This is a genomic window from Paenibacillus sp. J22P165, from assembly GCF_059692015.1.
In genome coordinates this window covers 98984-124411 of record NZ_JCAUAP010000003.1, presented here as the reverse complement: position 1 = coordinate 124411, position 25428 = coordinate 98984, and the positions used below count along the sequence as shown (strand labels likewise).

Genomic DNA, 25428 nt, shown 5'->3' with positions numbered 1-25428 from the left:
AAGGAAGTTCGTTATGACGATCTATTTTCATGAACAAGAGAGTATCCAAACCCGTTTGGGAAATGACGATACACGAACGTTGAAAGTCCTTGCTGATCGCTACATTGGTGCGAATCCACCTGTTCCTTTCGCTTTTCGAGCGTTTAGCCGTGCAGGTATTATGCAAAATGAAAAAGGGATGTTTGATCTCGATTTGGCTCGCAGATTTCCTGAAGCAAAGCCTGGTCAATTTTCTTATGCTTATGCGTTAGTTTGGAGTGATGGCGATCGTAATTTGGACGTTTTGCTTCAATGCTTGGGACCGATTCAGTTATACTTCAATGATGAATTAACATATCGTTCCAATGTCATTGATGAGATTAAGCCGGATGCCACTGTGAAGTTAAATCTAGACTTCGTGAAAGGATGGAATCGTCTCTTTATCAAAGCGAAGCATACAGCTGCTGGATTCGGCTGTCGATTCGGTTCCGATGAAGCCAAGGTACGCATTCTGAATGTGCTAGCACCATTTACGGAACGTCAGGGACAGGCTGGTTGGGTATTTTCGGAGCCTGTCGATCACGATATTTTCGAGGGGCGTTCGTTACCTGATGCCATGTCTTCGGAGACAAATAACGGCTTGTGTTGGCTGCCAACCTTAGCGTGGAACGAGATTGAGGCTACGAAACCGGCCTGCGAGCGATTATTTGGCATCCAGCCAGGTAAGCAGGCTTATGCCTGGACGAAGCTGCACAATGTTCGCGGTGGTGAAGAATCTTGCAGAATACAAGGTCATACGGCAAGTCCATTAACTGTGTGGGTGGACGGCAAGCAAGTCCTAGAGCTTGCAGAAGCTAACAGCTTTCAAGTAGAGGTGCCGCTTCCTTATGGGTTTCATGATTTAGTCATACGTAGTGTTAGTAACGAGAATGCGTGGGGCTATACCTTGCAGACGAGTGTCGCATGCAGCTCGCCAACACAGGTGCATGGCGCTAGAGGTCCTTGGTTGTATATGGGTCCACTCGATGCGGAAGTCTCCATTCCCTACGAGGAACTAGTTCGAACTGATCGACTTTACAAAGTGGATATCCATGCTGGGGAGATGACTTATTGGCGTCTGGACCAACCTGACACTTGGATTCGCCCTTATTATGAGAATGCGATGCTGAGCAACAAGTGGACAGTTGGCAACGTAACGAATTATGCACGTTGGGATTATCCGCTTGGGGTTACGATTTATGGATTACTCCAAACAGGGCGTTTACTAGATCGCTCTGATATAACCAGCTATGCGCTGGAGCATGTGCAAAGCTGTACCGATCTGTTTACGTATTCACTTTGGGATCGTGAGCAATATGGCTTTCCAGCTATCAATCAACAATTGGTTATGATGAAAATGCTGGATAACTGCGGTTCCTTCGGTTCTGCGATGTTAGAGGCTTATCAGGAGCAGCAAGATCAAGGCTTCATGAACATTGCGGATCGTATCGCAGATTTCATCCTTCACCGCTTAGAACGCAAGGAAGACGGCGCCTTTTATCGGACTTGTGCGGATGAATATTCGGAAAATACGATGTGGGCCGATGATCTCTATATGAGCACGCCGTTCTTGTGCCGCTATGCGCGGATCACGGGCAAAGAAGAAGCGCTTGATGAAGCGGCGAAGCAATTTCTGCTGTTCCGCAAGTATTTGTATATGCCGGAAGAGAGAATGATGTCGCACGTTTTTGATTTTAAATATGGCATGCCGACCGGAATTCCTTGGGGACGTGGCAATGGTTGGACACTCTTTTCGTTAACAGAGGTGTTGGAAGCATTGCCTGCTGCGCATAAAGATCGGCCAGCGCTCATTGGTTTCTTCAATGACCTCTGCGGAGGATACGCAGATCTGCAAGCAGAGAGCGGTCTTTGGCATCAAGTGTTGAACGATTCGGATGCGTACGAAGAAGCTTCTTGTACAGCTATGTTTGCTTATGCGTTTGCGCGAGGTGTCCGTTTTGGCTGGCTTCAGGAACCGCAGCGCTACATCGAGGCGGCTTTGAAGGCGTGGAGCGGGCTGACACGAAAGGCCATTGATGCTCAAGGAAATGTGCATGGCGTATGCAGCGGTTCGCGTTATGCCTTCACCGCAGATTATTATAAAAAGGATCTGCTCACCGTCAAAAATGACAATCACGGGGTTGGCATCATGATGCTAGCAGGTTCCGAGGTTGTGAAATTGAAACGCTGGCTGACCGCTGTGTCTGTTGAGGCGGCCAATTGATCCTTATGTACGTATGAAACGATTAGCGTGAATAGCCAACAGTGAAGCCAAGAGATGGGCAACCATCCCTTGGCTTTTTGCTGTCTCCAACAAATCTTCTACAGTCTAATTGTAGATTTTATTTTACCTGTAGAACTGGTAAATACCTATTTATTTGAGCCATATAAAAGGCGTAATTGCTTCGTTTACAATGTTTGTAAGGGCTTTATTATTTTATGTGAATATGAAACATGTCAAAAATAAAGCAACTCAAAAGGAGGAGCTTCAGTGAATATCACCGTTTGGAATGAATTTCGACATGAAAAATTGAACGATGCTGTAGCTGCAATTTACCCTGAAGGGATTCATCATGCGATTGCGAAGGGTTTGCAACAAGAAGGGGTGAATGTACAGACAGCCACACTAGATGAAGTTGAGCATGGGCTTACGGATAAAGTTCTTCGTGAGACAGATGTGTTAATTTGGTGGGGACACAAAGCCCATGAGGAAGTACATGACGAGGTTGTTCAAAAGGTATATCACCGCGTACAAGAAGGTATGGGAATGATCGTCCTTCACTCTGGCCACTTTTCAAAAATTTTCAAAAAATTAATGGGTACCTCTTGTGATTTGAAATGGCGTCAGGTTGGAGAAAAGGAACGATTGTGGGTAGTGGATCCCAGTCATCCGATCGTCGCAGGCATTGGTGAATATATTGAGCTCGAGAAAGAGGAAATGTATGGGGAATTTTTTGATATCCCAGAACCAGAGAGTCTACTCTTCCTAAGTTGGTTTGCTGGTGGGGAAGTGTTTAGAAGTGGATGTACGTATTCACGCGGTAAAGGAAAAATATTTTATTTCCGACCCGGGCATGAAACGTACCCAACCTACCATAATCCGCAAATTATGAAGGTCATCCGGAATGCCGCTCATTGGGCAGCTCCAATCGAAGGTCCCCAATTGCAATTTGGTAAAACGGAACCACTGGAGAAGCTGTAATGAAGGTTATTCATATCGGAATCATAGGTACAGGTTTCTCAGCGCAAGCACATATAGAGGCGATCCGGCGTATTCCTTATTTACATGTGATTGCTGTTGCAGGTAGTTGTTTGGAGAAAGCACAAGAAATCGCCTCCGAATATGGGATTCCCAAAGCATATGGCAATGAAAGTGAACTTATTCAAGATAGCGAAGTTATGGCTATTCATAATTGCACACCAAACTATATGCATGGCTCGATTAATCGCGAGGTCTTATTGGCAGGCAAGCATATATTATCTGAAAAACCTTTAGGGATGAGCAGTGAACAGACGAAAGAGCTAGCACAGTTGGCAGAAGCTCATAAGGGAGTACATGGCGTAGCCTTTAATTATCGCCATTATCCATTGATTGCCGAAATCAAACATCAACTTCGTATGTCGGCTTATGGCAAAGTAAACCTTGTGTACGGAGGTTTCTTACAGGATTGGCTATTAAACCAGACAGATTACAATTGGCGTTTAGAACCGAAATATAATGGTGCTTCACGCGCTATAGCGGATATTGGTTCTCACTGGTGTGATACCGTCCAATATGTGTTGGGTAAAAAAATCGTCAAAGTGTTTGCTGATTTGAAGGTTGTTCATCCAATAAGGCTAAAATCAATTGAAAAAGCGTATACAGGTGCGATAGTATCGGAACCTGTGTACGAGGAAATTCCCATGGAAACAGAAGATTACGGAAGTGTACTAGTCCACTTTGAAGATGGCATTCAAGGCGTATTTACGATTTCACAAGTAAGCGCTGGTCGCAAGAATAAGCTGTTTTTTGAAATTGCAGCGGACAAAGGATCACTAGCTTGGAATCAAGAAAAGCCAAATTCTCTATGGATCGGTCATCGTGACCGAGCGAATCAAGAGTTGTTGTCGGACCCGCTATTGCTTTCTGATTCTGCTGCAGCATTGTCGCATTACCCTGGCGGGCATCTCGAAGGCTGGCCGGATGCATTAAAAAATATGTTAATAGATTTCTACACTTCGGTTCGGAACAAGGAAGCGAATGAATTAACCGAAGTAAGATCGTTTGCGGACTTTAAGGATGGACATCAGGTGATGAAAGTTGTGGATGCTATTCTAGAAAGTCACCAAACACAGCGATGGGTAATTATTAATTAAACCTGTATTAGTGATAAATATCAATTTATTAGTGCCATGAATAAAAAGATATTTCCCTTTATAATTAACATGTAAGCGGTTAACCGTGAAACATTTTAATGATAACTGATTTTAATACATTAAGCATTCCTATAGAATAAATCGGAGGATTTAACATGCCACAACAACTTGTCGCAACGGCACCACGCAAAGCAGAATTAGTAAGTTATGAGGAAGCTCCCCTGATGGCAGGAGAAGTTAGAGTGAAAGTGGAGTACGCGTCTCCAAAGCATGGATCAGAGATAGCAGACTTTCGCGGAGAACGGAATCAGAAGGAAGCTATTTATGATCAAGAATGGCATGCATTTATGCCGCCAAATCCAAACGATGCTGTAGGCAGTCCCTTTGGAAATTGGAATATTGGTAATCAATGGGTGGCTCGTATTACGGAAATCGGACCTGACGTACAAGGATATGAGATTGGTGAAAGACTTTGCGGCTATGGTGGCATTCGCGAATCTCATGTTGTGAATACAAAGAACCCTAAACGATTAATGAAAATGCCAGAAGATATGTTATGGAAAAATGCTGTATGCTTCGATCCTGCTCAATTTGCCTTAGGTGGAATTCGGGATGGGCAAGTTAAGTTGGGAGATCGCGTAGCGATTTCAGGGCTTGGCGCGATTGGAGCAATCGCGGCTCAATTGGCTAAGTTAGCAGGTGCCAGCTACGTGGCTGTCATCGACCCCATTCAGAAGAGAAGAGAAGCTGCACTCCGAGCAGGGGCAGATGAGGCATTCGATCCGATGTCACAGGATGTGGGGCTTGAATTAAAAAAAGCAACTGACAAGCTAGGTGTTGATGTCATCATCGAGACAAGTGCGAACGAACATGCTTTACAAGCTTGTTTGAGAGGGTTAGCTTATGGAGGAACAATCGCTTTTGTTGGCTGGGCAAGACCATTTAAAGGTGGATTAAATCTAGGGATGGAAGCGCACTTTAACAATGCGAAGATCGTATTTTCTCGTGCTTGCAGCGAGCCAAATCCGGACTATCCACGCTGGAGCTGGAAAAGAATTCAAGAGGTATGTTGGCGTTTGTTAGCAACCAATCAGGTGAACTGCGAAGAGATTGTTGATCCAGTCATTCCTTTTGAGGAAGCCGCTGATGGTTATGAGCATTATGTAGATCGTAAACCGGAAGAAAGCATTAAATTGGGTGTCGCATTTACGTTGACTGAATGAACCATAAGGGGGGATAGCGTGTCAGATGGTGCTATGGATTTAGATCTTATATTAAAGAATGCGGTGCTCAATATTATTGAGTTTGATATTCATAACCGGCGTGAAATGAAAACCTACAACCGTATCCGACCTTGTTATGTCATGTCTTACCATAAGAAGGGTTATGCTAAACTTCGAATTGGAGAGGAATTATTTTCGATAGAACCAGGAACGGTCATTCTAATTCCGCCTAATGTCGCGCATGATCATTACAAAGAGAACACGGAGGAGTCGATCTTTTTATGGTCGCATTTTACCTTTGAAATTGGTGGAGTCATAGATGTACTCAAGCTGTTTCAAATCCCCTATACCTTTAAATTAAAGGATAAAGAAGAATTTGAGAGGGTTTTCCTACAATACAATGAGCTCAAACAACAAACGGGATTTTTACCAAGAACGATTTTGCGTAAGGCTAAAGCCCTTGAGTTAATTTACTTAGTACTTGAAAGTGCTATCCATATAGATCAGCATACAGGCACCAACATTCAATCGCGAAGTTTCATGGAAATATTAGCGAAAATCATCCAACATCCTGAACAGGATTTCTCATTATCTCAATTTGCCAAAGAATTGAATATGCACCCTACGTACGTTAGTAATCGATTTAAGGAATTGTACGGCAGATCGCCGATACAGGTGCAGCGTGAAATGAAAATTGATAAAGCCAAGACGTTGCTAAAAACAAGTCAGCTTTCAATTACAGAAATTGCGTTATCACTAGGGTTTAATGGCATTCCTAACTTCACAAGATTGTTTAAAACCTATGTAGGTACATCGCCATCCCATTATCGTGAACTCAATAAAAAGAAAATTGACGGGTATTTTACGAAGAATTAAATCTCAATTTACAGGAGAGTACACGATGAAATTTGCCATTCAAGATAAGTTAACAGGTCTATCGGATTACAAAAAAGTGTTCCAAATGGCCAAAGAGGTCGGGTATGACGGCGTAGAATTAAACCTTTTTCAACAGCCATTACAGGAGCGATTAGCTGCAGAACTGCAAGCAGCAATTGATGGAACTGGCATACCACTTACGGCCATCTGCGGTGGTTATCGCCATTGGATTGGTCATTTCGACGAAACCAAAAGACTAGAAGCCGTTGCGGATGTCCAACTATCTTTGAAGCTTGCAGCCCAATTAGGTGCACAAGGGATTATTGCGCCAGCAGCGTATGGGATGTTCTCCAAATCTTTACCACATCAAGTGTTGCCACGGGATGTACAAGGAGATCACAACGCATTAGTAGATTCGCTTAAGCGAATAGCTGAGCATGCTGATAAGCTGAAAGTAACCTTATTTATTGAACCTTTGAACCGTTATGAAGATCATATGCTGCATACAGTTTCACAAGCTGCTTCTTTGATTAGAGAGATTGAGAGCCGACATCTGAAGGTTTTGGGTGATTTCTTCCACATGAATATCGAAGAGGCTGACATCTCACGTACCATCGAAAGTGAATTCAGTAACTTGGGCTACTTTCATCTAGCAGATAGCAATAGACAGCTTCCTGGGAAAGCGCATACTGATTTTCGGACGCCGTTTCAAACCTTACAAAGACTTAATTATCAAGGTTATTTATCTATGGAATGCAGAATTGGTGATGAAAAGAAGGAGCTGTTGCAAGAAACATTGCACTTTTTACGTAGCTGTTTACAAGGTTAATCCAAAATCAGAATGACAGGGGAGATAGGAATGAAAAATTTAATTCGCTCAGTAGTTCCGGTTATGCTAATTAGTGGTTTGGTATTAACAGCTTGTTCAACGAAAGCTCCTGGTAAGTCAGCCAATACAACTACTGAGAATGTGAAAAAAGGTGAAGTGGTAACGGTTAACTTTTGGGATAATTATACGGATCAAACCCAGTCGAAAGCTATGGACACGATTATTGCTAATTTCGAAAAACAAAATGCCAATATTAAGATTAAAAGATCTTCCATGAAAGCAGACGATCAACGTAAATTAATTAAGCCGGCGCTATTAAGCAAAGATGGACCAGATTTGTTTGCCTATGATGCAGGCCCAGGTTACCTAGGTGTTCTGGCAAATGCTAATTTACTCATGGATTTGACAGCTAAATCAGAAAGTCTGGGATGGAATAAACGTTTCCCTGCCTGGATTCAAGAACGTAACACGTTCAATAAAAAGGTATACGGCGTTGGTACGCAAGTTGAAATGCTTGGTGTTTACTACAACAAGAAAATTTTTAAGGATTTGGGCGTAAATGTTCCAAAAACATATGAGGAATTCTTGGCCATTTGTAAGGCTGCTAAAGATAAAGGTATTGTTGGCATTTCTTTGGATGATAAAGACCAATGGCCAGCGTTCCACTTGGAAAGCATATTCTATACAGCTGTTGCAGGTAAAACAGAAATGGATGCGGTTCTGAATGGTCAAAAAAGCTTTGATCAACCGATTTTTGCGGAATCATTAGATACATTTAAAAAACTGATCACTGACGGGTATACGACAAAAAGCCCTCTCGCGATTTCCTACGATGATGGCAATAAAGAATTTTTTACAGGTAAAGCGGCTATGCGTATGACAGGTACTTGGATGGTCAGCGGCATGGTTGAAAACCTAAAAGATGATGTTGGTTTCTTCGTACTCCCATCCGTTAAACCTGGCTTGCCACTAATGGCACCTGGTGGAATTGGCGGCACGTTTGCTATCTCTTCCAGTACACCTCGTGCGGATGAAACTGTCAAATTCCTAGATTATATGTACTCCAATGAAACGGCAAAAATTTGGTACGAGGCAAGTATTATCCCTCCAATGACAATTGATGTAAATACAATTAATGCGAATTCCCTCTTTAAAGAAGTGGTTAACTTGTCTGCAGCACCTGCAGGTCTTTCCTACAGTCTAGATGTCTTAATGCCGCAGAAGGTTAATGACGTGACGATGAATGACTTGCAGGAATTGATTGCAGGGAAGAAAACTGGCGCAGAGGTTGTTAAGAATAAGCAAAAAGTGTATGCGGAAGAAAAGGCGAAAGGCAACAACTAAGATAAACTGAAAGGCATAAAGATAGGGCTGTCAGCCCTATCCTTATGCAGATCCAATAAGCAAAGGCATAGGAGGTGAACATATGAGTATCCTCATCAAAATTAAACCATTTAAAGCACTGTTTTTTATTCTGCCCGCTTTGATTTTTTATATTATTTTTCTAGTTGTCCCTATTCTGCAAACTGCTCAATACAGTATGTTTGATTGGGATGGGGCCAGCCCTACCATGAATTTTATTGGATTCGACAATTATGTACGTTTGCTGCATGATCCTATTTTTTGGAAAGCGCTGGGGAACAATTTGTTCTGGATTGCTTGTTCGGTGACAGTTCCTATATGTATTGGATTACTTCTTGCCTTATTGGTTCTCTCCAAGGGAATTCGGGGGGCTATGATTTTCAGAGTTACGTATTTTATGCCAACGATCATTTCGTTAGTTGCGGTTGGTATCGTATGGAACTGGATTTATCATCCCGGCTTTGGAATTATCAATACGACTTTAGAGAAAATAGGTTTAAGTGGATTGGCGCTAGATTGGTTGGGGAATGAACATACCGTTATGCCGGCATTAGCTACTGCTGGAAGCTGGACGTATTATGGATTTTGTATGGTCATCTTTATGGCTGCTATGCAGGGAATTGATAAAAGCTACTATGAAGTTGCCAAGATAGAAGGAGCATCCATTTTGCAAACGTTTGCCCGTGTGACGATTCCTTTATTGAAAAGTACCATTACATTATTAGTTTTGAATTCTTTAATTGGCTCCTTCAAAGTGTTTGATATTATTTATATGATGACAAAAGGTGGTCCATATCATTCCTCCGAGGTCATCTCTACGTATATGTTTGATAGCGCTTTTCGCTCCAATGAAGTAGGCTATGGAGCAGCCATCTCGATAACTTTAGCTCTCATTATTGCTACTTGCTCAATCGGATATATGCGCTTTGCTGAAAGAAATGATTAACAGGGAGGCGTTATTGATGAAAGATACAATCGGAATTCAACTGACGGCTCCACAAAGCACGTCAACGTATATCAAACAAGCTAGTGTTTATCTGATTTTACTTGCATTCACATTCATTTCGATAATGCCAATCGTATGGATTCTTCTAGCAGCACTTAAACCTGTAAGTGAATTAAATGCAAATCTATTTGCATTTCCTAAGTACTTGACCTTCAGTAACTTTTCCGAAGCATGGACAGTTGGGAAAATGGGTAAGTATCTGATGAATAGTGTGTTTGTAGCCATTCCTCGCGTGTTTTTTATCATTCTATTAGCATCGTTAGCAGGCTTTGGCTTTGGTAAGCTGAAATTCCCAGGTAGAGATGTTTTGTTCTTCATCTTTTTATTTGGGATGATGGTACCGATTCAAGCGATGGTCATTCCACTGTATTACACCATGCAAAGTTTGAATTTAATAAATACCTATTGGGCGTTAATATTGCCGAGTCTAGGTTTGGCTATGCCGTTTGCTATTTTTATGATGCGCACATTTTTTAAAGATTTACCAGATGAGTTGATGGATGCATCGAAGATTGACGGTTGTAATGATTTCAAAGCTTTTGTGCATATTATGCTGCCGTTGACGATCCCAGCAATTACTTCTTTATTAGTATTTGAATTTATGTGGTCGTGGAATGACTTCTTACTTCCACTGCTATTCGTATATGATGATGCTTATCGTACGTTGCCGCTCGGAATGATGTATTTTTTCGGTGAATACACCTCCAATCAGTCTCTGATTGCAGCTGGCGTATCCATTGCAATCGTACCTATTATCGTAATTTATATTATTTTTCAAAGGAAATTTATTGAAGGAATTACATCAGGTTCAATGAAGGGCTAAGTATGGCTTTTAACGACAATGAAAATTGAGAAAGCACATAACAAATACATGATAAAAAGCCAAGGGATGGTTTCCATCTCATGGCTTTTTATCATGTATGGAAAATAAACTATGATTTCGTTAATGTCTTTCGTAAATTCATAGTTTCACATTACTTAATATCATATTGATTTAAACTAAGTGAATCTATCGGATTAAAGGTATTAATTTTAGATGAATTACGGAGATTTATTTTCCTGAATGGATTAATGCTGAAAATGTTTATTCCAATTTGAAGTTAAGTGGAGTATAATTGAGAGACCATACAAATGGGCTACAGGGGGAATCCATATGCAGAAACATCAATTACATCTTTGTTTGGAGATATTCTGGACATTTCTCAAAATCGGACCTTCTACATTTGGCGGGGGATATGCAATGATTCCCGTCATTGAGAGGGAAGTGGTAGGCAAGCGAGCCTGGATCAAGGAAGACGAGATCTCCAATATCGTCGCCATTGCAGGTTCAGCTCCTGGCGGGATCGGCGTAAATGCGTCCGCATTTATCGGCTATCGCCTGGCAGGGATTCCAGGTGCAGCAGCAGCCGTCATCGGCATTGCTTTACCCACATTCTTGATTGCGTTAATACTAAGTATTTTCTTAATGTTCATGCAATCCGAACCGAAAGTCATCGCTGCTTTCAAAGGCATCCATGGTGCCATTATTGGCCTCATCGTGTTGGCGGCATACAATATGGCTCGTTCGGCTATTTTTGATAAAACGACCTTAATAACCGCAGTTGGAACGGTAGCAATTCTGTTGCTGCTTCCAATCAATCCGCTTTTTATGATTCTCGTAGGTTTATTTATCGGATATGTATTTGTCAAAGTGAAAGAAACTTTCGGAATCCAAATTAGTTTGGAAAAAGGCAAAGAGCCACAACAAACGTCCTATAATGGCTACACCTACTACGATTACTATATTGCGGATGGTATCTAAGAAAGGTGGGTATGTAGATGTTGTGGGATCTTTTTGTGACTTTTTTGAAAATAGGGTTCATGTCTTTCGGCGGCGGCTATGCCATGATTCCTATCATTCAACATGAAGTTGAACAGCATGGATGGATGACAAGTGAGCATTTTGCTCAAAGTGTTGCCGTGGCTGGGATGTCTCCTGGGCCAATTGCAACGAATACCGCAACCCTGATTGGTTATAAAGCAGATGGCATTCTGGGAGCTATTTTTTCCACGATAGGGATGGTCTTGCCGTCGTTCGTCATTATTCTTATCATATCTTCTTTCTTTTATAAAATAGTTCAAAGCAAAGCGGTACACACGACTTTCTATGGTTTGAGACCGATTGTAACGGGATTAATCGTCTACGCAGCAATTCACTTTGGCTTTCCGGATCGGATGGCATCTATTTTCACGTGGCAAGTGTTATTCACCGTTTTGATTGCCGCTGGTGTGTTTCTTGTTGTTCATAAATACAAATGGCATCCACTCGCTACGATTGTATTGTCGGCGTTGGTCGGAATTGCTATATTTAGTTAATAGCAAGCAACATGACAGAACCCAGGGGAGAGGACGTCAGATATGGAAACGAATAAACCAAGCTGCTGTTCAGCAAGCCGTCCGGCATCTGAGCAGCCGGCTGCTCCATCCGATGTATTCATTTCAGTTGAGCCGCGAGCTAAAGAGGGTATGGTGCTCATCCCTGGTGGGAAATTTCTCATGGGAACGGACGACCGCGAAGGATTTCCTGCGGATGGCGAGGGGCCAGTGCGTGAGATTACTCTAAAACCTTTTTACATAGATCCCTGTGCGGTAACGAATGCGGAGTTCAAACGTTTTGTGGATGAAACTAAGTACAAAACGGAAGCGGAGGCTTTCGGCTGGTCCTTCGTTTTTCACTTGTTCGTGTCTGAAGCAACGGCTGCACGCGTACAGAATAAAGTACAGCAAACCCCTTGGTGGTGGGTTGTTGAGGGAGCAGATTGGCTGCACCCAGAAGGCCCAGATTCGCATGTCGAGGAGCGGTGGGATCATCCCGTCATTCATGTATCATGGACAGATGCGATGGCGTATTGCCAATGGGCTGGCAAACGTCTACCTACGGAAGCTGAATGGGAATTTGCCGCTCGCGGCGGACTAAACCAGAAGCGCTATCCATGGGGGGACGAGCTTAAGCCTGGCGGACGACATATGTGTAACATTTGGCAAGGGAAGTTCCCTGACAAAAATAACCAAAGCGATGGCTATGCAGGCACCGCGCCTGTCAAAGCTTTTGAGCCGAACGCATTTGGCTTGTACAACGTGGCGGGGAACGTGTGGGAGTGGTGCTCGGATTGGTTCAGCCCGAACTACCATGTGAAGGGCAAAAAGGACAACCCCATTGGCCCCCCAGCGGGTGATACCCGCGTGCTGAGAGGCGGCTCATATTTGTGCCACCGTTCGTATTGCAATCGGTATCGCGTCGCAGCACGCAGTAAGAATACGCCAGACAGCTCAACAGGCAACATCGGTTTCCGATGTGCTGCGGATGTTGAATAATTATGGAGCCGCCATTTCCTTTATGGATATGGTGGCTTTTGTTCGTTGAATGATGGAGTCAAAACGTTTTATTGAAACGGTAATCATTTCTACGCGTAAGTACTAATAGTCTAACCAGGTTATATTTGAAGTGTAAGGGGGAATTTATGTGACCAAAAAGCTGGGTATCAGCTTGTTAATTTTATCGACACTTGCATTTCTAAGTGCATTTACAATTCCATTTTTCGTACATACCGGAGGCGGTATGGCAAAGTGGATTGCGGGGTTGCTAATTTTCAGCGAGGTGACTTTCTGGACGGGTGGTATCTTATTAGGCAAGGAAGTTGCCAAGAAATATAGAAGCTACTTGAACCCGAAAAACTGGAAACGAAAGCAAGTGCCAGACAATCCAAATCAGGGGTCCATCAAACAAGACGATGTCTAGAAAAGCAGTGGAGCAACCAACTTCAGGAAGAGGCCTTTTTTCTTTTGCTCCTATTTCGGGTATACTAACAGGTGCAGAAGAGAAAGGGGCGGTACAATGTTTACCATTACAACGTATACAGTGGAATTAGTTCGAGATCCTTTTGGGATTTTGACAGGGCAGCGCTATGAATTTATCATCGATATTGAAGTTGAGGAAGATGATGAACTATATTCCGAGAGTGGCCTCTATATTAGAGCCATTTATAATGTGACCGAAGAAACGTCAGCACTTATGAAATATGAACTATACGAGAAAACGACGGAGCTTTATCTGGATTTTGATTTAGAAGATGATGAAGTGGCCGTTGTGGAAGCGTTTTGTAAGGAGCACTATTTGGAAGGTAATGAGTAATGAGTAAGGATGAGGGAGAGGAGCAATGTTGCTTCTCTTTTTTTTGCCATTGAGTATGGACTACCGCTTGCCACAAAAATCATTTGCATCAACCGTATCAGAACCATCACTATCACCATCACACCATCACCATCACACCATCACAACATCAAACATCAGCACCAACATCACCAACAACCAACCATCGACCGTAGACCGTAGACCGTAGACCGTAGACCGTAGACCGTAGACTGTAGACTGTAGACTGTAGACCGCAGACCGCAGACCGCAGACCGCAGACTGTAGACTGTAGACTGTAGACTGTAGACTGTAGACCGCAGACCGCAGACCGCAGACCGCAGACTGTAGACTGTAGACCGCAGACCGCAGACTGTAGACTGTAGACTGTAGACTGTAGACTGTAGACTGTAGACTGTAGACCGTAGACCGTAGACCGTAGACCGTAGACCGTAGACCGCAGACCACAGACCGCAGACCGCGGACCGCGGACCGTAGACCACATACCACATACCACATACCACATACCACAGACCGTCAACTAACTTCTTCTTGAGTATTGATAGAGTCAGATTTTAACTATTTGAGAGCTTTTAATGGATAGCTGTATTTTATACAGTTAATTTTATTAGGTTTCCCCTTTTTTCTAGATTTGATGGATTTATTACAGTTATTTCTAGGTGTTTGTATCGATTTGAGTAATTTTAGTGGAATTAAATACATATTTTCCATTTAAATCTATTTTACGAGGGGGTTTTCTTAAAATATATGTATGTTTTCCAGTTATTACATAATTTCGAATCAGAAAAACCCCTCCAACAACAACACGCAAAAAAACCTGCACATCGGCAGGTTTTAGTTACTTTGCATCTGTAGCAGTATTCAGATTTACCCTTGCAGAATAGTCTCGATGCTGCTAAGCACATCATCCGTCAACTGTATGCCGCTTGCGTTGCAATTCTCCACGACTTGCTCAGGTCGGCTCGCACCGACAAGGGCACTGGATACGTTGTTTTGACGTAGGATCCAAGCAATGGCCAGCTGGGACACCTTGATGCCTAATTCATCCGCAATACTTGATAATTGAGCTACTTTATGTAAAGAAGTCTCATTGAGCTGCTTCTCATCCCAGTTTTTACTGCTTGCACGGCTATCAGCAGCGATTGGCTGCCCTGCACGGTATTTGCCTGTAAGCAGGCCTTGGGCCAACGGAGAGAAAACAACTTGACCGAAGCCTTTCGCTTCGCCGAGTGGGATGATATCTTTTTCGATGTAACGATTGAACATATTGTACACGGGCTGATTCACGATCAGCTTGTCGAGCAATAGCTTGTCAGCAAGCGCATAAGCTTCCACAATTTGAGCCGGCGTCCATTCACTGACTCCAATGTAAAGCACTTTACCTTGTGTGACTAGATCATCAAGCGCGCGTAGCGTTTCTTCTAATGGTGTTTCTGTATCAAAACGGTGACAGTAATAAATATCAATGTAGTCCGCATTCAATCGGCGGAGGCTGGCCTCAGCCTGTTCTCTAATATGCTTGCGGGAGAGTCCACGATCGTTCGGGCCTTCACCCATTTTGCCGAAAACTTTCGTAGCAAGAACATAAGATTCCCGAGGATAAGCGGAAAGAACCTTACCCATTACCTGCTCAGCTTCTCCGCGTTCATACACATTAGCTGTATCGAAAAAGTTAACTCCAAGATCGTAAGCTTGCTCAATGGAACGCACAGCAGGGTCTTCCCCTACGTAACCGCCATAGGTGAGCCAACTGCCTAGACTAATTTCACTAACTTTGAGACCGCTATTACCCAGTTTACGATATTGCATGTTACATTGCCTCCTGCTCTTACCTTGAATTTGTACGGAATGTTCTGTACATGTCTATTATAAAGCATGAAGCGGCAAGACATAAGAACTGAAAAGTAGGTGAGTTACTTACCTCCAGGTGCGGTACTCGAACATTTACCCAATTAAGCAAACTTCACAACCTTGTTTTTTCCAGTCGTCTTAGCGCGATACATTGCTTCATCCGCTTGTTTGATAAGTTCTTCAGCGCTTAATCCATTCTTATATTTGCTGTATCCGATACTGGCCGTTACAATCGTTTCCTTCTCAATTCGGCTGCGGATTCGTTCTGCAAAAGCATCCATTTTCACGCCAGGGTCAGAAACCATGATCACCATCTCTTCACCGCCATAACGTCCGGCAATCCCGCATTCTTCTGCTTCATCTTTCATAATTTGAGCAACCTGCTTGAGTACATTGTCACCCATCTGGTGGCCTTGTGTATCATTTAATTTTTTGAAATTATCGATATCACTGAACAAAATATAAACAGGTAAATGTCGCTGCACATATTGAGTGACGCAATTATAGAAAAACTTACGATTATAGAGCCTTGTCAGGCCGTCCGTAATCGATGAATTGTAGATGGCTTGCATGAGCTCGACGACACGATCGAAGAGAATCATAAACAAGAGAAAATAATACATGATGGGCAGGAGATTGACAGCAAATGTTAGCAAGGGCTGCGCATTCTCATAGACATAAGTATTTACAAGCTGAACGGTCTGAAAGAAAAAGTAAAGCGTTAACGCAACTTGATATTTCATTTGTTGACCGATATAGGGTGGAATCATATAAAAACAGAGAAAAATGAGAACGAATATGTACAGTTCAAGGCCAATATTTTGCAGGAGACGAACTTGATGTTCGGTCCCGCTATACAGATTAGGAACAATAAAATGGAGTGTCGATACGACGAAACCCATAATGATGAGTCCATAGAAAAATATGTATTGCTTGCGATTCGTGCGATTATATAATTGATAAATTCCCATATTTATAAGTACAAATGAAATTATTTTGAGCATGATCACCGAATAATCAGCGATGCTCGTGTCGTTACCGCTAACTTGTAGATACAATTGAAGCAAATAATGGACGCCGACAATAATAAGCGATATCGTCATGGACATATACCCTTTTTTTCGGCGGTCTAGAAACAAACGCAGGGAGATGACAAACATGAGCGCGACCATAACTACGATTATGGCATGGGATAAAAACGAAGCTAATTCACCAGTAAGTAAATCCATTGTGTCCATGATTTCCTCCAAGAAGACCTATTTTTCGTCAACATAGGAAAGAATACGTATTCGGCAACCGAAAACTACTTTCCTATTTCTCATAGAAGCAGACTCTATTATAAAGGAAAAAGAGGAGCAGGGATAGAACATTTGTGCTGTTGAGGTCGTGTTCTCTTTTCTATTCGCCCGACACAAGTTACAATAGGTAAGGTAAGCTCAAGGATTTGGGAGAGGGGCTCATGCAATGAACATATTGCAAGCATTGTTTTTCCCCCCGGAACAACCGGGCGGGGTATCATCCATGGTTCCCTATATTTTGGAACGATTTAATAAAAAAGGTTGGGAAATGGAACTGTTCTCGTTACCTAAGCGGATTCGGGGCAAGGGAAATGAGGAAGTATCGTTCGCTACGTTCGATTGGCGGAAGTATGCCGGAAACCCAATTATCGATAAATACATTCAAACCTATAAAGATTATGTATGGTGGACGAAGCTAAGAATTTCTAAGAAATTTGATATTATACATGCTCATCATCCGATTGCTGCACTGGTTATGAAACAAATTTATCCGGATACACCTGTCATTTTGACCATACACTCCAGCTTCGAGCGCGAGCTTATTCTGAACGGGCGTATTGTTGAAAATGGCGTAGAGCATCAATTTCTAACCCAGATTTATGGGGAGTTAGAAGCGAAGGTAGATCAAATCATTACGGTTTCCAATTCGTTTAAGCAGTATATGGCTGAATATGTACAGGACAGTGAGCGCATAGGCGTCATTCCAAATGGTTTTGATGAGAAGCGATTCCGTCCGATCTCACATGAAAATCAAGTCACGCAATTCATCACGGTCTGCCGGTTGGTTCCCGCGAAAGGTTTGGATACGCTGCTTATTGCTTGCGGTGAGTTGAAGAAGCGCGGTCATCACTTTGTGCTGCATATTATTGGCGATGGTCCTAGTCGGGAAGAGCTTGAGAAATTAGCGATCGAGCACAATATTTATGAAGATACTATTTTTTATGGCTATATGCTTCATCCAGAGGAATTCATGCCGTTCTTCGATGTGTTTGTTCTGCCATCTCGGGCGGAGGCTTTTGGATCTGTGTTCGCTGAAGCAGCCCTGTGTTGGTTAGCTTTGATTGGTACCAATGTTGGCGGGATTGCTGAGCAAATTGAGCATGGTCACAACGGTTTGCTAGTACCTGTTGGTGATGCTATGGCGCTGAGCCATGCACTGGAGAAGGTCGTGATAGATCCTAGCTTCCGCTACAATTTGGCGCGAGCAGCTTGGGAAAAAGCGAAGAAAACGTACTCGTTGAATCGTGTACTCCGTCAATTGAAAAGTGTGTATGAACGCTATCAAGTGTCTGTGCAGACTGATCAACCAGAAGCAGGTCAACAGGAATAAAGTTCACAAAGGAAGGCGTTAGAAGCCATGAAAAGACTACGGTTTATACATGCTGCCGATTTGCACTTAGATAGCCCTTTTAAAGGCATGTCGGCGCTTCCTGAGCGGGTTCGAGAGCGAGTTCGAGAATCGACGTTCGAAGCGTTAAAGGAGCTTGTGGCACTAGCGATGCAAGAACAAGTAGATTTTGTACTGGTGAGTGGGGATGTCTACGATGTGGCGGATCGTTCACTGCGGGCGCAAATTCGCTTCCAAAAAGCAGTGGAACAACTTGCTGCTGAAGGCATTCCTACTTATATCATACATGGTAATCATGACCCCGAGGATGGACGTGCCGCAAAGCTGGTTTGGCCGGCAGACGTTCATTTTTTTGCGTCTGAGCGAGTGGAGACGTTCCAGGTTGTGAAGCCGGATCGCGGATTAATTGCTGAGATTCATGGGATTTCTTATGGGAACTCAGCGGTAACCGAGAATCTTGCTTTGAAATTTAAAAGAGGACAAGCCCAAGTATGCCAAATCGGACTTCTGCATACGAATGTCGATGGAGATCCGCACCATGATAACTATGCGCCCTGCAGCAAACAGGATTTAGTCGACGCGGGGATGCATTATTGGGCTCTAGGTCATGTACATACAAGACAGGTTGTGAACCAACAACCAGCCATCGTATATCCGGGTAACATCCAAGGCCGAAGTATTCGGGAAACGGGGCCACGCGGCTGTTATCTGGTGAACATGGATGACAATGGACGCGCAGAGCTTACGTTTCACACGTTGGATACAGTTCGTTGGTCTCAAGAGAAACTATCGGTGGCGGCGATTCCATCGGAGCAGGCCTTGAAGGACCGATTAGGAGAGCTGCTGGATCGGCTCCGTTATGAGGCCGAGGGGCGAGATGGGATTGTGCGAATCGTATTAGAAGGCCGCAGTGAGCTTCACGAACGGTTGCGAAAAGGACGAGCTCTGCAAGATTTGGTGGATGAGTTGCGAGAAGAAGAAGTGGAGCGAAGCAGCTTCGTATGGATTGAATCCATCGAGGATCGAACAGCGAGTGAGCTTGATCTAGTAGCAGCGCTGGAAGAGAAGAGCTTCTTAGGCGATCTGTTAAGGTATGCGGCGGCGATGCAAAGTGATGAGGAGTCACTGGATAACTTTGCAAGAGAGGCACTTGCAGCTTTGCAGGGGATGCCTCAGTCTGCAGGGAATCCAGCTGCAGCAACGCCTGAACAGCTACGCGATTGGCTGCGTTCCGCAGAAGTGCTAGTTGCTGATCTGCTAACCACGGATGGAGGGGGACCTGGATGAGAATTATCGCCATCCAAGTCGATGGATTTGGCAGCTTGCGTGATCGTCAGCTGCATACGGACGGTAATTTGGCCGTTTTCTATGGCGCGAACGAAGCGGGCAAGAGCACGCTCATGGGCTTCGTTCGCGCGGTGCTGTTCGGCTTTCCAACGCGAACGAATCGGTCGGAGCGCTACGAGCCGCTGGGCGGAGGCGCCCATGGTGGCGCCCTAACCCTGCTCGATGAGCAGGGGCAGCGCATACGCGTCGAACGCTACGACGCCCCCGCCACAGGCGGCAAACGAGCCTCTGCGGGGCTCGTCAAGGTCACGCTCGCCGATGGTACCACCGGCGGCGAAGAGCTGCTGAACACGCTGCTAGGCGGCCTGTCGGCCGACCTCTATCGCAGCTTGTTCGCTTTTGGTTTAACTGAACTGCAGGAGCTTCGCACCCTGCAGACCGATGAGCTCAGCGGCTATCTGTATAGCGCTGGGCTTGGTGTAAGCGGTTCAGCCATCATGGAGGCTGAACGCAAGCTGACGGCGCAGGCCGACGGCCTGTACAGACCCCGCGGACGCAATCAGGAGATGAACCGTCTCCTGAAGGAGCTCGAGGGTCTGGAGCAGTCGCTGCGCCGCAGCCGTGATGGAGCAGCCGACTACGATCGGCTGCAGGAAGAACGCCGCGCCGCGGAGGCGCGCGCTGCTGCCCTGGAGGGGCAGCAGGAGGCGCTGCGCGCGGAGCTGCACAAGCTCGGGCTGGCCGGCAAGGCACGCAGCGGCTGGCTCCGCTTGCGGCAGATCGGCCGCGAGCTGGAGGGCCTGCCGGCGCGGCCGGGCTTCCCCGAGCAGGCCACAGCAAGGCTGGAGGCGCTCGAGGCCGAGCAGGAGCGCCTCCAAGCCGAGCGCGACAAGCTGCAGCTGCGTGTGCAGAGCTTGCGCAGCAGGCTTGCTGCGCTCCCAATGGAGCCGGAGGTGCTCGCGCATCAAATCGAGTTGAACCACTTGCTAGAGCAAGCGGCTAGCTATGAGGAGCATAAGCGCCAGATCGAGCAGCTTCAGGTTGAGCTTGCACATGGGCGAGCGCAAGTCGATCGATTGCTAGCCAAGTTAGATGTGCAATGGGATGAATCCGATGTCACTTCGTTCGCCGTTACAATCTCACTTCGCGAACGAGTGCGTACATATAAAGAACAATTCCGACTAGCAACAGAGAATGAGCTGCGTATGCAGACGGAACTGGAGAGCTTACACGTGCAGATTACGCGTGAGCAAGAGCGTGCAGCTCATTTGGAAGCAGCAAGCAAAGGGATGCGTGCAGGAATGGTTGATTTTGACGCGGACCCTACTTCTTTCTTGCAGAAATTAGCATCGGATTATGCACGCTGGCAGCTGCTATCAACTCAAGTTGCGCATCAACGAGAACGCCAAGCCGAACAACAGGTATACCTACAAGGCCTTGAAGAGGCTGCTAAGGCTGGTCGAGACGCTGCACGTGCAGGACGTAGACGCGTGATGATAGCGACAGGTATTCTAGCGTTTGTTACACCGCTAATTTTGGGCTGGCAGGGCAATTGGCTGGCAGCTGCCTGTTTATTTCTTATTTTGGCAGGCGTATTGGGCTATATCTGGTTAATGGGTCGTCAAAAAGAAGAGAGCAGAGCCTCTCGAACCATGCCCGCCACTAAAGTTCAAGATGATCGTCTGGAGCAGGAACTTGAGCAGCTGGAACAACGTATTCGTAATCAAATTCGTCACTATGAGCAGGGATTACTGAGCCATCATCCGTCCAATTTTCAAGAGGCAGCTACGACGCTATCCAAGGATATACCAAGCATGTCAAAGTCAATGTCATTATCACTACAAGCCCTTCAGCCGCATTTGGATGCTTGGTTCCGCGATGCAGAGAAAAATAAACAATTGCATAGCGAACAGCTTCGGAAGCTAGAGAAATTCCGAGATGCACAGGAAAATCTACAAACGTTGGGGCAGCAATACGAGCAACGCATCCGCCATACAGAGGAAGTTAAAGCGGAGACCGAAGATTTGTATGCCACTTGGCAGGAGTGGCTGCAAAACCTCGGGGTAGGTCACCATTTATCGACGGATGCTTTATTGGAAACGATTCAGGTTATCGAGCAAGCGCAAGAGGGATTGCGTCAGCTAAACAAAATAGCTGCTAAGCTAGACATGTTAGCTGGAAACGTCCATACATTTGAAGAAAAGGCATGTAAACTGCTGGAGTTGCCCTCTTCCACACATGATTGTCTGTTTGCATTGAAGCGTTGGAAAGAAGATGAGCAAAAGCAGGTCGTGCTCATCACAGAACACAACCAGCAGGAGCAATTATGTGCAGAGGCTGAGGAAGCGCTATCGCTCATTAAGCAGCATGCGGAGCGGTCACAAACGAGACTACACCAGCTCCTGCAGGAAGCCACTGCGAATGATGGAGAACAGCTCCGTATTTTGGAACGGGAGCAAATGGAACGGCGAAAGCTGGATGACGAACGAGTTCTCTTAGAAGCTTCGCTTGAATCGCTGTTAAGCCGAGCTTCCATGCCAAGCTATGTGGAGCTGATGGATGCCCATGGCGAAGAAGATTTAGCTAGATTAGCTGCCTCGTTGCAAGAAAAGCTTGTTGAAGCGATCGCGCAGACGAATGAGCTCAGAGAGGACATAGGTAAGCTAACGGGTCAGATCGAGAAGCTGGAGCAGGGGGCCGATGCAGCGAATCTGCGTTTGCAAGCAGAAGCGATTCGTACAACGATCTCTCAACAAGTGAATCAGTATGCGGTGGCTTCATTCGCTGCACTCTTAGTTCGAAAGGCTCGCGATATGTACGAAAAGGATCGTCAGCCAGGTGTGCTTCTGCGAGCTTCTGAGTATTTCACCCAGATGACCAATGGGGCATTCGTGGCGGTGAAAGCGCCGTTTGGTGAGCAGCGTCTACTTGCCGTAAGAGCAAATGGGCAAACAGTGGATACGAATCAACTAAGCCGAGGAACGGCTGAGCAATTGTATTTATCCATGCGCTTCGCACTTGTAGAAGAGTACGGAGGAAAAGCCATTTTACCGCTGGTATTGGACGATATTCTTGTGAATTTCGATGAGGAACGGATGGAAAGCTGTTTGCGCGTTCTGGCTGATTTGAGTCAGCGTCATCAAGTGCTGCTATTTACCTGCCACGGCCATGTGCGTGATGCAGCAGCTCGTGTGATACCTGATCACCTATATGTTCACTTATAGAAGGCTTGGGATTGGAGGTATGGAACGTGGATTCAGGAAACGAGAAGAAGAAAGATCATCGTGAAATTTCCTATCAGGTTGGGTGGAAGAAAGGGAAAATTCAGTGGAATGAAGGAGCGACAGATGCACTTCGAGTTCACAAGGTAGATCAAGAAGAGGGGGAGACGGAAAAAAAGCGTCTCCAGTTGATTTGGTTTCCTGCCATGAAGCTCCCGCCTGTGATGATCCTTCCCTTGCTTTATGCACTTCCCGTTATTAGCTTTGTCTGCACGTTATTGCTCATCTATGGCTTGCGTCAGCACTAATCGAGGAAGATGAAAGGAGAGCCCGCGAATGAATTTATTTTTGGCTATTCTAGGTGCGGTGGTCGGACTCTTTGTGACAGGTGCCGGCATTTATACCGCTTGGACCGTACACCAGCTCTGGCGTCAGCAAGCTGCCTCGCCGAGAGCGGTCAGCCAAGTCGAGATTGCTGTTACGTATTTTTCAAGATGGACGATTATTGATTACTCCGTAGTGGGGTTATTTATCATTGGCCTATTATTGATGATTGCTGTACTTGTGGCCGTTGGGCGAGATCATACGGAAATTGCGAATTTCCACTGGGCTTATCTGCTTACAGGCATTATTACTTCTGCGATGGGTATGCTGCTCTTATTTATTCGTCTGATCGTCGTGCTCAGCTTCCCTCAAGGAAATGCCCTACAACGTACTGCGGCGGTTACGCCAGATCATCAACACGAGCCAAACGACACTAACCACGCCAAATAGCGGGTATAAGGCAGTTAATAACGTTTTAAACCCAATGTGACTAATGGCATAGCTAAGAAGTAAGATGGCGATAAGCAGTACTTTGCGAGGAACCTTGATACGTTGTTGGAGCTGCATGGATAACCCATAGGCATCCCCAATAAAGGTTGTGAATATTTCGCCGTAAATGACGAGCAAATAAGCGACTTGTGGGAAATAACCAAGTTTAGTCATGATATTTCCCATCGGAATTTCAAATTGTGCAATGCCCGGCATTTGTGCAGATAGGGCATAATGTGCAGCTAACAGAAGGAGCCCAATGCCTGCTCCGCCAAGCAACCCACCCCAATAGAGCACGGAACGATCGCGAATTGCGCCGCCCATCGGAACGAGCACTGCTTGTGCCATGGCCAAATTAAAGGCCGTGTATAGGAAGGGTGCAAACCAGACGCGGAAGAGTGAATCATCGCTGGTTATTCGCAGCCAATTGCCTGACGCTGGGGAATGCCAGGTATACACAACAATGACGAAGCTGAAAAGCAGCATAATGGGGACAACGATGGAGTTGACGGTCATGATGGCTTTAATCCCTCGCGTTAGCACAACATAAGAAAGTACGAGTGTGATTACAAGGCCAGTTGTATAGGAGAGATGCAGCTGTTCTTCAAACACTGTCCCAGCACCTGCTAACATGACCGTGGTAATACCAAAAAGAACGACCATCATAAACAAACTAATCCATTTGCCAATTTTATCTCCAAAAAGCACCTTATTTAAATCCTCATAGGATTCTGCTTTTAAGTCATGTGCCATAAGCATAAGTTGTATGCCAATCCATATGAATAACACCGTCGATAACGCGATCGTTAATGTTGCCAGCGAGCCATAGCGAGTGAAAAATTGAAGGATTTCTTGCCCGGAAGCAAAACCAGCCCCAACGACGGTTCCGATGTAGGTGAAGGCAACACGGACAATCTGTGCACCATTTCGCATATATTGCCTCGCTTTCTTTCGTTTGATATAGTACAAGGTATGTTTGTGTGCAAGCATGCATGACTGGAACTTAGGGCAAGCCCCTGCGTAAGTCCCATTGCGCGGAACAGGGCAGTTGATGTTAAATTCGGGAGTGTGTCAGTTGTGAAGGAATTCCTATTTGATTTCATAAGTCATTACGGCTATGTAGCTTTATATCTCTTGTTGTCCGCAGGGATGGTTGGTGTCCCGATTCCGGATGAAACCTTAATGGTGTTCATCGGGTCTTTAACCGCTCGAGGAGGTCTCTTTGACTACGGTCCAACATTAGCTGTAATTTATGCGGGGACGATGACGGGGATGACAGTAAGCTATTTTATTGGTCATCGAGTAGGTAAGCCTTTTCTTACTCGGTATGGCAAATGGGTGAAACTGACTCCAGCTCGAATCGAGACAGCGGAAGGTTGGTTTAAAAAGTACGGATTGTGGACCGTTTTCTTCGGGTATTTCATACCTGGGGTTCGTCATTTCACTTGTTACTTATCAGGTGTCAGCGGCGTGAAGTTTTATAAGTATATCTTGTATGCAGGAACCGGAGCGCTGCTCTGGTGTACAACCTTTCTGACACTTGGACGATTTATCGGCAATAATTTTGAAAGCTTCTTACACTTGATGCATACCTACATGGGAATTACATTTGGCATACTTGCCATTCTTGTTGCTGTTGGCTTATTGATTTACTTTAAATTCAGGAAACATCACATTGTTATTCTGAAACGCAAACCTAAAAAAAGACCATGAATCTCAACCTCAAGGGCTGAATTCATGGTCTTTTTTTA

24 protein-coding genes are annotated in these 25428 nt (G+C 44.9%); 20 read left to right on the top strand and 4 right to left on the bottom strand.

Annotation, left to right across the window (positions count from 1 at the left end):
• The first annotated feature begins 13 nt into the window (after nucleotides 1-13).
• The 14 genes from AC58QM_RS08290 (at nucleotide 14) to AC58QM_RS08225 (ending at nucleotide 13841) form a co-directional block, all read left to right on the top strand.
• Entirely contained in the window at nucleotides 14-2242 is a 2229-nt protein-coding gene (locus AC58QM_RS08290; RefSeq protein ID WP_497282967.1) for a glycoside hydrolase family 88/105 protein, read from the top strand.
• A gap of 267 nt (nucleotides 2243-2509) precedes the next feature.
• Complete coding sequence (locus tag AC58QM_RS08285) at nucleotides 2510-3220, top strand: ThuA domain-containing protein (RefSeq protein WP_497282965.1); 711 nt, start codon at nucleotides 2510-2512, stop codon at nucleotides 3218-3220.
• On the top strand, nucleotides 3220-4374 hold the full coding sequence (locus tag AC58QM_RS08280; RefSeq protein ID WP_497282963.1) for a Gfo/Idh/MocA family protein: 1155 nt from the start codon (nucleotides 3220-3222) through the stop codon (nucleotides 4372-4374). The genes AC58QM_RS08285 and AC58QM_RS08280 overlap by 1 nt, the downstream gene beginning before the upstream one ends.
• A 155-nt stretch (nucleotides 4375-4529) precedes the next feature.
• Nucleotides 4530-5597 (top strand): zinc-dependent alcohol dehydrogenase, encoded by a 1068-nt coding sequence (locus tag AC58QM_RS08275; RefSeq protein WP_497282961.1) that lies wholly within the window; start codon nucleotides 4530-4532, stop codon nucleotides 5595-5597.
• Nucleotides 5598-5615: 18 nt separating this feature from the next.
• Complete coding sequence (locus AC58QM_RS08270) at nucleotides 5616-6473, top strand: helix-turn-helix domain-containing protein (protein ID WP_497282959.1); 858 nt, start codon at nucleotides 5616-5618, stop codon at nucleotides 6471-6473.
• 25 nt (nucleotides 6474-6498) lie between these two features.
• On the top strand, nucleotides 6499-7302 hold the full coding sequence (locus AC58QM_RS08265; protein ID WP_497282958.1) for a TIM barrel protein: 804 nt from the start codon (nucleotides 6499-6501) through the stop codon (nucleotides 7300-7302).
• 30 nt (nucleotides 7303-7332) lie between these two features.
• Nucleotides 7333-8646, top strand: a complete 1314-nt coding sequence (locus AC58QM_RS08260) for an ABC transporter substrate-binding protein (protein WP_497282956.1) — start codon at nucleotides 7333-7335, stop codon at nucleotides 8644-8646.
• Between the two features lie 82 nt (nucleotides 8647-8728).
• Nucleotides 8729-9610, top strand: a complete 882-nt coding sequence (locus AC58QM_RS08255) for a carbohydrate ABC transporter permease (RefSeq protein WP_497282955.1) — start codon at nucleotides 8729-8731, stop codon at nucleotides 9608-9610.
• 16 nt (nucleotides 9611-9626) lie between these two features.
• Nucleotides 9627-10493: a carbohydrate ABC transporter permease gene (locus tag AC58QM_RS08250; protein WP_497282953.1), complete on the top strand. Its 867-nt coding sequence runs from the start codon at nucleotides 9627-9629 to the stop codon at nucleotides 10491-10493.
• 330 nt (nucleotides 10494-10823) lie between these two features.
• Nucleotides 10824-11471 (top strand): chromate transporter, encoded by a 648-nt coding sequence (locus tag AC58QM_RS08245; RefSeq protein WP_497282951.1) that lies wholly within the window; start codon nucleotides 10824-10826, stop codon nucleotides 11469-11471.
• A 17-nt stretch (nucleotides 11472-11488) separates the two neighbouring features.
• The gene (locus AC58QM_RS08240; protein WP_497282949.1) at nucleotides 11489-12025 is read left to right on the top strand and encodes a chromate transporter; all 537 of its coding nucleotides are present in this window, start codon (nucleotides 11489-11491) and stop codon (nucleotides 12023-12025) included.
• A 42-nt stretch (nucleotides 12026-12067) separates the two neighbouring features.
• Entirely contained in the window at nucleotides 12068-13024 is a 957-nt protein-coding gene (locus AC58QM_RS08235) for a formylglycine-generating enzyme family protein (protein ID WP_497282948.1), read from the top strand.
• 148 nt (nucleotides 13025-13172) lie between these two features.
• On the top strand, nucleotides 13173-13448 hold the full coding sequence (locus AC58QM_RS08230; protein ID WP_497282946.1) for a transporter suffix domain-containing protein: 276 nt from the start codon (nucleotides 13173-13175) through the stop codon (nucleotides 13446-13448).
• A gap of 96 nt (nucleotides 13449-13544) precedes the next feature.
• Nucleotides 13545-13841, top strand: coding sequence for a DUF6509 family protein (locus AC58QM_RS08225; protein WP_068669800.1), 297 nt, complete (start codon nucleotides 13545-13547; stop codon nucleotides 13839-13841).
• 132 nt (nucleotides 13842-13973) lie between these two features.
• Here the strand turns inward: AC58QM_RS08225 and AC58QM_RS08220 are convergent, their stop codons facing one another.
• The 3 genes from AC58QM_RS08220 to AC58QM_RS08210 all read right to left on the bottom strand — a co-directional run bounded on the left by AC58QM_RS08220 (nucleotide 13974) and on the right by AC58QM_RS08210 (nucleotide 16948).
• Nucleotides 13974-14357 (bottom strand): hypothetical protein, encoded by a 384-nt coding sequence (locus AC58QM_RS08220; RefSeq protein ID WP_497282944.1) that lies wholly within the window; start codon nucleotides 14355-14357, stop codon nucleotides 13974-13976.
• 369 nt (nucleotides 14358-14726) lie between these two features.
• Nucleotides 14727-15668, bottom strand: a complete 942-nt coding sequence (locus AC58QM_RS08215; protein WP_497282942.1) for an aldo/keto reductase family protein — start codon at nucleotides 15666-15668, stop codon at nucleotides 14727-14729.
• Between the two features lie 143 nt (nucleotides 15669-15811).
• The gene (locus AC58QM_RS08210) at nucleotides 15812-16948 is read right to left on the bottom strand and encodes a GGDEF domain-containing protein (protein ID WP_497282940.1); all 1137 of its coding nucleotides are present in this window, start codon (nucleotides 16946-16948) and stop codon (nucleotides 15812-15814) included.
• Between the two features lie 226 nt (nucleotides 16949-17174).
• On the opposite strand from AC58QM_RS08210, the gene AC58QM_RS08205 reads away from it, so the two are divergent.
• The 5 genes from AC58QM_RS08205 to AC58QM_RS08185 are packed head-to-tail and all read left to right on the top strand — an operon-like array spanning nucleotide 17175 to nucleotide 23638.
• A complete protein-coding gene (locus AC58QM_RS08205) occupies nucleotides 17175-18338 on the top strand; it encodes a glycosyltransferase family 4 protein (protein ID WP_497282939.1) in 1164 nt (387 codons plus the stop codon).
• Between the two features lie 27 nt (nucleotides 18339-18365).
• Nucleotides 18366-19643, top strand: a complete 1278-nt coding sequence (locus AC58QM_RS08200) for a metallophosphoesterase family protein (RefSeq protein ID WP_497282937.1) — start codon at nucleotides 18366-18368, stop codon at nucleotides 19641-19643.
• On the top strand, nucleotides 19640-22867 hold the full coding sequence (locus AC58QM_RS08195; RefSeq protein ID WP_497282935.1) for an AAA family ATPase: 3228 nt from the start codon (nucleotides 19640-19642) through the stop codon (nucleotides 22865-22867). Before AC58QM_RS08200 ends, AC58QM_RS08195 begins: the two co-directional genes overlap by 4 nt.
• 26 nt (nucleotides 22868-22893) lie before the next feature.
• Complete coding sequence (locus AC58QM_RS08190) at nucleotides 22894-23172, top strand: hypothetical protein (protein WP_497282934.1); 279 nt, start codon at nucleotides 22894-22896, stop codon at nucleotides 23170-23172.
• 28 nt (nucleotides 23173-23200) lie between these two features.
• Nucleotides 23201-23638: a hypothetical protein gene (locus tag AC58QM_RS08185; protein WP_497282932.1), complete on the top strand. Its 438-nt coding sequence runs from the start codon at nucleotides 23201-23203 to the stop codon at nucleotides 23636-23638.
• Here AC58QM_RS08185 and AC58QM_RS08180 read toward each other — a convergent pair.
• Complete coding sequence (locus AC58QM_RS08180) at nucleotides 23570-24610, bottom strand: YkvI family membrane protein (RefSeq protein WP_497282929.1); 1041 nt, start codon at nucleotides 24608-24610, stop codon at nucleotides 23570-23572. The genes AC58QM_RS08185 and AC58QM_RS08180 overlap by 69 nt on opposite strands.
• Nucleotides 24611-24754: 144 nt before the next feature.
• Between AC58QM_RS08180 and AC58QM_RS08175 the strand changes: the two genes are divergently transcribed.
• On the top strand, nucleotides 24755-25390 hold the full coding sequence (locus AC58QM_RS08175; protein WP_497282925.1) for a DedA family protein: 636 nt from the start codon (nucleotides 24755-24757) through the stop codon (nucleotides 25388-25390).
• Nucleotides 25391-25428: the final 38 nt, after the last annotated feature.

Bases quoted from the DNA above. Each gene is read 5' to 3' on its own strand.
- AC58QM_RS08180 (WP_497282929.1), bottom strand. From the start codon at position 24,610: ATGCGAAATGGTGCACAGATTGTCCGTGTTGCCTTCACCTACATCGGA.
- AC58QM_RS08255 (WP_497282955.1), top strand. From the start codon at position 8,729: ATGAGTATCCTCATCAAAATTAAACCATTTAAAGCACTGTTTTTTATT.
- AC58QM_RS08240 (WP_497282949.1), top strand. From the start codon at position 11,489: ATGTTGTGGGATCTTTTTGTGACTTTTTTGAAAATAGGGTTCATGTCT.
- AC58QM_RS08290 (WP_497282967.1), top strand. From the start codon at position 14: ATGACGATCTATTTTCATGAACAAGAGAGTATCCAAACCCGTTTGGGA.
- AC58QM_RS08260 (WP_497282956.1), top strand. From the start codon at position 7,333: ATGAAAAATTTAATTCGCTCAGTAGTTCCGGTTATGCTAATTAGTGGT.
- AC58QM_RS08265 (WP_497282958.1), top strand. From the start codon at position 6,499: ATGAAATTTGCCATTCAAGATAAGTTAACAGGTCTATCGGATTACAAA.
- AC58QM_RS08195 (WP_497282935.1), top strand. From the start codon at position 19,640: ATGAGAATTATCGCCATCCAAGTCGATGGATTTGGCAGCTTGCGTGAT.
- AC58QM_RS08220 (WP_497282944.1), bottom strand. From the start codon at position 14,357: ATGTGGTATGTGGTATGTGGTCTACGGTCCGCGGTCCGCGGTCTGCGG.
- AC58QM_RS08185 (WP_497282932.1), top strand. From the start codon at position 23,201: ATGAATTTATTTTTGGCTATTCTAGGTGCGGTGGTCGGACTCTTTGTG.
- AC58QM_RS08205 (WP_497282939.1), top strand. From the start codon at position 17,175: ATGAACATATTGCAAGCATTGTTTTTCCCCCCGGAACAACCGGGCGGG.
- AC58QM_RS08250 (WP_497282953.1), top strand. From the start codon at position 9,627: ATGAAAGATACAATCGGAATTCAACTGACGGCTCCACAAAGCACGTCA.
- AC58QM_RS08235 (WP_497282948.1), top strand. From the start codon at position 12,068: ATGGAAACGAATAAACCAAGCTGCTGTTCAGCAAGCCGTCCGGCATCT.
- AC58QM_RS08245 (WP_497282951.1), top strand. From the start codon at position 10,824: ATGCAGAAACATCAATTACATCTTTGTTTGGAGATATTCTGGACATTT.
- AC58QM_RS08280 (WP_497282963.1), top strand. From the start codon at position 3,220: ATGAAGGTTATTCATATCGGAATCATAGGTACAGGTTTCTCAGCGCAA.
- AC58QM_RS08225 (WP_068669800.1), top strand. From the start codon at position 13,545: ATGTTTACCATTACAACGTATACAGTGGAATTAGTTCGAGATCCTTTT.
- AC58QM_RS08210 (WP_497282940.1), bottom strand. From the start codon at position 16,948: ATGGACACAATGGATTTACTTACTGGTGAATTAGCTTCGTTTTTATCC.
- AC58QM_RS08215 (WP_497282942.1), bottom strand. From the start codon at position 15,668: ATGCAATATCGTAAACTGGGTAATAGCGGTCTCAAAGTTAGTGAAATT.
- AC58QM_RS08275 (WP_497282961.1), top strand. From the start codon at position 4,530: ATGCCACAACAACTTGTCGCAACGGCACCACGCAAAGCAGAATTAGTA.
- AC58QM_RS08200 (WP_497282937.1), top strand. From the start codon at position 18,366: ATGAAAAGACTACGGTTTATACATGCTGCCGATTTGCACTTAGATAGC.